The following is a 7,670-nucleotide window of genomic DNA, read 5'->3' as shown; positions in this document are numbered from 1 at the left end:
AGGCCGGCCGAGGGGGTCAGGGCTTCCGGCGGGACCGGGCCGGCCAGATCGGCGGGCGCGGGGCCGGCGGTGCCGGGGACGCCCTTGACCGAGCCGTCGGGGCCGAGGAAGGCCGGGTCGCCGCCGGGGACCATGCCGAGTTCGCGGGCCCGGCGCTGCAGGGCGTCGGGGGACGAGAAGGCGTCGATGTCCCGCTGGAGCGCCTGTTCCTCGTCGGTGAGGTTCTTCGTCCGCTTCTGCAGGTCGGCCAGTTGGAACGAGCCCTCACTGAGCGCGGAGTTCAGCACCAGCAGCCCGATGAGACCGCCGCCGAGAAGCAGCACGACGAGCAGGACGAACGGAGTGCGGGCCGCCCTGGCGCGGCCGGCCGGGAGCAGCCGGGTGAGCCGGGCCGCCCTCCCCCTCAGTTCGGGTTTCCTACTCACGACTCCCCCAGTGAGTCCGGAAAGCCAACCGACCCGTCTCGCTCACTCGGCGTCCTCCCTGATGCGCTCGGCACCCCGCAGCCTGGCCGGGGCGGCCCGACGGTTCTCGGCGACCTCTTCCTCCGTGGGAAGTTCGGCACCGCGCGTGAGCAGCTTGAGCCGCGGCTGGTAGCGCTCGGGCACCACCGGCAGCCCGGGCGGCGCGGTGGACGCGGCGCCGGCCGCGAACACGTGCTTGACCAGCCGGTCCTCCAGCGAGTGGTACGACAGCACGGCGATGCGCCCCCCGACATCCAGGGCCTTCACCGCGGCCGGGACGGCCCGCTCCAGGACGGCGAGCTCACCGTTGACCTCGATGCGCAGTGCCTGGAACGTCCGTTTCGCCGGGTTGCCGCCGGTGCGTTTCGCGGCCTGCGGAAGGGCCTCGCGAATGAGGTCCACCAGCCGGGCGCTGTTGTGGAACGGCTCCTTCTCGCGCTCCCGCACGATCGCCGCGACGATCCGCTTGGCCTGCTTCTCCTCGCCGTACGCGCGCAGGATGCGCACGAGTTCGCCCGCCGGGTAGGTGTTGAGGACCTCCGCGGCGCTGATGCCGGTCGTCTGGTCCATGCGCATGTCCAGCGGCGCGTCCTGCGCGTAGGCGAAGCCCCGGTCGGCCTCGTCGAGCTGCATGGAGGAGACCCCGAGGTCGAACAGCACGCCCTGCACGCGCGCGATGCGCAGCCGGTGCAGGACGTCGGGCAGTTCGTCGTAGACCGCGTGCACCAGGGTGGCCCGCTCGCCGAACGGAGCCAGCCGCTCCCCCGACAGGCGCAGCGCCTCCTTGTCCCGGTCGAGGCCGAGCAGCCGCACGTCCGGGAACCGGGTCAGCAGCGCCTCGCTGTGCCCGCCGAGGCCGAGGGTGCAGTCGACCACCACCGCTCCAGGGCGCTCCAGGGCGGGCGCCAGCAGATCCAGGCACCGCTGGAGCATCACCGGGACGTGTCGACTCTGGCTCAAGGGGGCCTCTCATGTCCGGCGGGGCCGTCCGCACCGCCGGGTCCCCGCCAGCTCGCGAAGGGACGGGTCGACCGGCGCCGGAAGCGTCAGCCGACCGGGAGCGGGAGGAGGCCGAGCCGTACGTACGCGCCGCGCACGCGGGGAGACGGTCCGGGCGGGTGCCGGGGTCTCCGGGGGGTTTCACCAGCAGGAAGACCCACGCCTCCCGCTTCGCGTCACTTTAGTCCACCCTGTCTCGCGGTCAATCAACCGGCCTGCGCGTCGCGCACCGCCGCGGGCCGGTAACCATGATTCGAACTGATTCACCCGTAAGCGGGTGGTTTGCCGAGGCTATGGGGTAGCTCACAACAAGCCACGATGACGTTCTTTGTCCCGTCTCACACCGGGCCAGGACCCTCGGTGACCAGTAACGTCGTGGGTATGACGACTTCCGCGGGAGTACCCACTGGATCCGAAGGCGCCATAACCACCGGCGGGACCGTGACGGACCGCCTCGTGGAGGCCAACGGGCATTACGCCGAGGCCTTCACCGACCCCGGAATGGACGCGCGTCCCGTCCTCCACGTCGCCGTGGTGGCCTGCATGGACGCGCGGCTCGACCTGCACCAGGCCCTCGGCCTGCAGCTCGGCGACTGCCACACCATCCGCAACGCGGGCGGCGTGGTCACCGACGACGTCATCCGCTCCCTGACCATCAGCCAGCGCAAGCTCGGCACCCGCAGCATCGTACTGATCCACCACACCGGCTGCGGCATGGAGTCCCTGACCGAGGACTTCCGCAACGAACTGGAGATGGAGGTCGGCCAGCGCCCGGCGTGGGCGGTGGAGTCCTTCCAGGACGTCGACCAGGACGTACGGCAGTCCATGCAGCGGGTGCGCACCTCGCCGTTCCTGCTGCACACCGACAACGTGCGCGGCTTCGTCTTCGACGTGCGCACCGGCCGGTTGCGCGAGGTCGACCCGGCCTGACCGCCCGTGCCGGCCGGCCACCCCTGACACATCCCGTCTCCCCCGCGCCGAACCGTATCGAAAACGCGGTCGAAAAGGCGGTAAGACCGACATCGTGCGGGCAGTTGTCCACAGGCGAGTGACACGAATCGGTAACGGCAGCAAGAATGCGGGGTGTGGCGTCACGCGGAACCATTCCCGCGTGGTGTCCGTGTTTCGGGGTGGGCCGGTTGCGCATCGAGCGTCGGCCCGGAAAGAACGGGCCGAGGAGGGCCGGGTGACGACCTATGACGATCGAGCGAGCCTCACTGATCTGACCGCCACGGTGGAGCGGGTGCGCGGTTCGGTGGAGGGCGTGATCGAGGGAAAGCCCGAGGTCGTACGGCTCGCGCTCACCGTGCTGCTCGCCGAGGGCCACCTGCTGATCGAGGACGTCCCCGGGGTGGGCAAGACGATGCTCGCCAAGGCGCTGGCGAGGTCCATCGACTGCTCGGTGCGGCGCATCCAGTTCACGCCCGACCTGCTGCCCTCGGACATCACCGGCGTGTCCATCTGGGACCAGCAGCGCCGGGACTTCGAGTTCAAGCCGGGTGCCATCTTCGCGCAGATCGTGATCGGCGACGAGATCAACCGCGCCTCGCCGAAGACCCAGTCGGCGCTGCTGGAGTCCATGGAGGAACGGCAGGTCACCATCGACGGGCAGACGTACGAACTGCCCAGCCCGTTCATGGTGGTGGCGACGCAGAACCCGGTCGAGATGGAGGGCACCTACCCGCTGCCCGAGGCGCAGCGCGACCGCTTCATGGCCCGGGTCTCCGTCGGCTATCCGAGCGTCGAGGCCGAGCTGCAGATGCTCGACGTCCACGGCGGGGTGAGCCCGCTGGCCGACCTGCAGCCGGTGGCGCACGCGCACGACATCGTGAAGCTGATCGAGGCGGTGCGCACCGTGCACGTCTCCGAGGCCGTCCGGCGGTACGCGGTGGAGCTGGTCGCCGCCACCCGTACCCACCCCGACCTCAGACTCGGCGCGTCCCCGCGCGCGACGCTGCACCTGCTGCGCGCGGCGAAGGCGTCCGCGGCGCTCGCCGGCCGGGAGTACGCGCTGCCGGACGACGTCCAGGCGCTCGGCGTCGCCGTCCTCGCGCACCGGCTGCTGCCCACCGCCCAGGCCCAGCTGAACCGGCGTACGGCGGAGCAGGTTGTGCAGGAGATCCTGCAGCAGACCCCGGTGCCGGCGGCGCCGGGCCGGCAGAGCGGCTTCGGCGGCCTGGGCGGCGGCGCCCCGGCCTATCCCCAGCAGCCCCCGCGGAGTCTGTGATGAGCGCCTGGGGGACCGGGCCGGCCGAGGCCGACCGCGGGGAGGCGGGCGGGATCCGGACGGCCCTGGGCGGTCTGACCACCCGCGGCCGCTCGTTCCTGGCGGCCGGCATCGCCGCCGCGATCTGCGCGTACGTGCTGGGCCAGAGCGACCTGCTGCGGGTCGGCCTGCTGCTGGCGGCGCTGCCCCTGATCTGCGCGACCGTGCTGTACCGCACGCGCTACCGGGTCGCCGGCAGCCGCCGCCTGTCCCCCGCGCGCGTGCCCGCCGGCAGCGAGGCCCGGGTGCATCTGCGCATGGACAACGTCTCCCGGCTGCCCACCGGCCTGCTGATGCTCCAGGACCGGGTGCCCTACGTGCTCGGACCGCGCCCGCGGTTCGTGCTGGACCGGGTGGAGCCGGGTGGTCGCCGCGAGGTGTCCTACCGGGTCCGCTCCGACCTGCGCGGCCGCTATCCGCTGGGCCCGCTGCAGCTGCGGCTGACGGACCCCTTCGGCATGTGCGAACTCACCCGATCCTTCTCGACGTTCGACACCCTCACCGTCATCCCGCGCGTGGATCCGCTGAGTCCGGTCCGGTTCGGCGGCGAGGCCAAGGGCTACGGCGACGGGCGGCAGCGCTCGCTGGCCCTGGCGGGCGAGGACGACGTGATCCCGCGCGGCTACCGCTACGGCGACGACCTGCGCCGGGTGCACTGGCGGTCCACCGCGCGCTACGGCGAGCTGATGGTGCGCCGCGAGGAGCAGCCCCGGCGCTCCCGCTGCACCGTGCTGCTGGACACCCGGGGCGGCGCCTACGAGGGCGCGGGCCCCGACTCGGCCTTCGAGTGGGCCGTCTCCGGCGCCGCCTCGGTGCTGGTGCACATGCTCGAACGCGGCTTCTCCGCACGGCTGCTGACGGACAGTGGCAGCGCGGTGCCCGGCGAGGGCGCCGACGGGTTCGCCGGCAGCGGCCAGGAGACCGCGGACGCGGCCGGCCTGATGATGGACACCCTCGCCGTGATCGACCACTCCGACGGCACGGGCCTGTCCCGCGCCTACGACGTGCTGCGCGGCGGCAACGCGGGCCTGCTGATCGCGTTCCTCGGCGACCTGGACGAGGAACAGGCCGCGACCGTCGCCAAGATGAGCCGGCGCAGCGGCGGCGCCGTCGCCTTCGTGCTCGACCCGGACACCTGGGGGCGCGAGGCGGCCGATGTGCCGCGCCCGGGCGACCGGCACGCCGAGCGGCTGCGGATGCTGCGCGAGGCGGGCTGGACGGCGCTGAGCGTGCCGCGCGGCGCCTCGCTGGACGCACTGTGGCGGCAGGCGGACCGGGAGCGCTCGGGCCTGGCCGCCGTGAGCGGGGAGGCACCGGTATGAGCGGGCGGGCACGACTGGCACTGTGCGCCGTCGCGGCCACGCTGATGGCCTCGTGCGCCCTGCTGCCGCTGGTGGACAAGCCCTCCTGGCTGCTGGAGCTGGTCCCGCTGGTCGCGGTGCAGGCGGGGGTGGGCGCGGCGGCGCGGCGGGTGCCGCTGGGCCGGCCGCTGACGGTGGCGGCGCAGGCGCTGGCCACCCTGCTGCTGCTCACCCTGGTCTTCGCCCGCGAGCACGCCGTCGCCGGGCTGATCCCCGGCCCGGACGCCTTCCGCTACTTCGCCGCCGTGCTGCAGCAGGGCGGCCAGGACGTCAGCCAGTACACGATACCGGCGCCGCTCACCGACGGCATCAGGCTCATGCTGATCGGCGGGGTGCTGCTGATCGGTCTGCTGGTGGACACGCTCGCGGTGACCTTCCGCAGCGCGGCCCCGGCCGGGCTGCCGCTGCTCGCGCTGTACTCGGTGGCCGCGGGGCTGTCCAACGGCGGCGCCGACTGGCTGTGGTTCCTGGTCGCGGCGGGCGGCTATCTGATGCTGCTGCTCGCGGAGGGCCGGGACCGGCTCGCGCAGTGGGGCCGGGTCTTCGGCAGCCCGTCCCGCTCCCCGGACACTCCGGACACCGGCGCCGTGGCCCCGGTGCGCACCGGGCGCCGGATCGGCGCGGTCGCCCTCGGAGTGGCCCTGTTCGTGCCGCTCGCCCTGCCCGCGATGCAGGGTGGGCTGCTGGACGCGGCGGGCACCGGCGTGGGGGCGGGCAACGGCGGCGGGGGCACGATCTCCGCGGTCAACCCGCTGGTGTCCCTGCGCGACAGCCTGAACACGGACAACGACCGCCAGGTGCTGTCGCTGAAGACCAGCACGAACGACATCTCCAACCTGTACCTGCGCATAGTGTCCCTGGACGACTTCGACGGCACGACCTGGAAGCCGGCCCAGCGGCACATCGTCGGCGTGCCGGACACGTTTCCCGCGCCCATCGGCCTGAGCCCGGACGTCAAGCGCAGCACGGTGCGGACGAGTGTCAGGGCGGCGGACTGGTACGCACAGGACTGGCTGCCCATGCCCTACCCGCCGAGCGGCGTGCGGGTCGACGGCAACTGGCGGTACGAGCCGGTGGGCATGACGCTCGTCGGGGACCACGGCCAGACCACGCGCGGCAAGACCTACCAGGTCACCAGCCTGGACGTGCAGCCGACCGCGGAGCAGCTGGCCACCGCGCCCGAGCCGCCGGGTTCCCTCAGGCGCGAGTACACCAAGGTGCCCTCGTCGCTGCCCAAGGTCGTGGCGCGCACCGCCCTGGAGGTCACGGCGGGCGCGAAGAACCACTACGAGGAGGCCGTCAAGCTCCAGGACTACTTCGCGGTCAGCGGCGGCTTCCAGTACGACACCCAGGTTCAGGTCGGCCGCGGGCCCGACGCCATCGCGAAGTTCCTGAAGAAGAAGCAGGGCTTCTGCGTCCACTTCTCCTTCGCGATGGCGGCGATGGCCCGCACCCTCGGCATCCCGGCCCGGGTCGCGGTGGGCTTCGCACCCGGCACCCCGCAGGCCGACGGCACGGTGGCGGTGAGCCTGAAGGACGCCCACGCCTGGCCCGAGCTGTACTTCGAGGGCGTGGGCTGGACCCGCTTCGAGCCGACCCCCACCCGCGGCACCGCGCCGTCGTACACGCAGTCGGACACGCCCGGCTCCTCGCTGCCGGACGAGACCCTGCCGTCCAAGAACAGGTCCTCGGCGCCCTCGTCGGCGGCCTCGCCGAGCGAGAGCTGCAGCAGCCGGCTGGTCAAGCTGCAGGCCTGCGGCAGCCCGTCGGCCGCGGCGGCCCCGCACAGCGGCGGCAGCGGTCCGGGCCCGTGGTGGTACGTGCTGGCCGGCCTGGGCGCGCTGGTGGTGCTGGCGGTTCCGCTGTCGCCGATGCTGTGGCGGGCGCGGGTGCGGTCGCTGCGGCTGGGCGGGCACGCCCGGACCGAGGAGGGTGCGGCGGCGCATGTGCTGGCCACCTGGCAGGAACTGGCGGACAGCGCATGGGACCACGGCGTCCCGCCGGACGAGTCGCTGACGCCGCGCAAGGCTGCCACCCGGATCGTCCGGCTCGGGCACCTCGACCCGGCGGCCGGGGCCGCGGTGCACCGGGTGGCGGACGCGGTGGAGCAGGTGCTGTACGCACCCCGGCCCCGCCCGGCCGCGGGAGCGGCGGAGGATGTGCGCCGGGTGATCGAGGGACTGCACGGCACGGTGAGCACCCGGACGCGGCTGCGTGCGCTGTTCCTGCCCCGCTCCTCGGTACGGGTGCTGTGGGCGACGTCGGCCCGCTGGTCGGCCCTGCGATCGAGGACACGGGCAGCAGCGGCCCGCCTGACGGCCCGCAGACCCTCGCACCAGGGAGGCTAACCACACGGACGCCACGGCGGCGGCCCACCGGTCGGCGCCGCGATCCCGGACACGGGCAGCAACGCCCCACCCGACGGCTCGCAGGCCCTCGCACCAGGGAGGCCGGCCGCTCGGACCACCACGAGGCGGCGCTGTATCGCGGGCCGGGCCAAGCCGGGCCAGGCAGGCGCTCCAACCGCCTCGGGGTCCGCGAGGCGACGCCGGCCCACTCGTCGGCGCCGCGATCCCGGCA

General features: G+C 73.4%; 6 protein-coding genes. 4 read left to right on the top strand and 2 right to left on the bottom strand.

Translation table 11 applies throughout. From position 1 onward, the window contains the following. The coding region (locus ACLU3S_RS34540; RefSeq protein ID WP_413955926.1) for a septum formation initiator family protein at positions 1-425 on the bottom strand (425 nt) is incomplete at its 3' end. A 42-nt stretch (positions 426-467) separates the two neighbouring features. Further along, a complete protein-coding gene (gene rsmH, locus ACLU3S_RS34535; RefSeq protein ID WP_413955925.1) occupies positions 468-1,424 on the bottom strand; it encodes a 16S rRNA (cytosine(1402)-N(4))-methyltransferase RsmH in 957 nt (318 codons plus the stop codon). Between the two features lie 357 nt (positions 1,425-1,781). Here rsmH and ACLU3S_RS34530 point away from each other — a divergent pair, with 357 nt between their 5' ends. From ACLU3S_RS34530 to ACLU3S_RS34515, 4 genes are all read left to right on the top strand, one after another. After that, entirely contained in the window at positions 1,782-2,393 is a 612-nt protein-coding gene (locus tag ACLU3S_RS34530; protein ID WP_413955924.1) for a beta-class carbonic anhydrase, read from the top strand. Positions 2,394-2,649: 256 nt separating this feature from the next. Beyond that, on the top strand, positions 2,650-3,690 hold the full coding sequence (locus ACLU3S_RS34525; RefSeq protein ID WP_413955923.1) for an AAA family ATPase: 1,041 nt from the start codon (positions 2,650-2,652) through the stop codon (positions 3,688-3,690). Continuing rightward, a complete protein-coding gene (locus ACLU3S_RS34520; protein WP_413955922.1) occupies positions 3,690-5,051 on the top strand; it encodes a DUF58 domain-containing protein in 1,362 nt (453 codons plus the stop codon). The genes ACLU3S_RS34525 and ACLU3S_RS34520 overlap by 1 nt, the downstream gene beginning before the upstream one ends. Further along, positions 5,048-7,438, top strand: a complete 2,391-nt coding sequence (locus ACLU3S_RS34515) for a DUF3488 and DUF4129 domain-containing transglutaminase family protein (protein WP_413955921.1) — start codon at positions 5,048-5,050, stop codon at positions 7,436-7,438. Before ACLU3S_RS34520 ends, ACLU3S_RS34515 begins: the two co-directional genes overlap by 4 nt. Positions 7,439-7,670 lie beyond the last annotated feature (232 nt).

It is taken from the genome of Streptomyces sp. AF1A, assembly GCF_047340315.1.
GTDB lineage: Bacteria > Actinomycetota > Actinomycetes > Streptomycetales > Streptomycetaceae > Streptomyces.
Note: the sequence above shows the minus strand (reverse complement) of the source record. Positions and strands in the feature narration are given on the sequence as shown.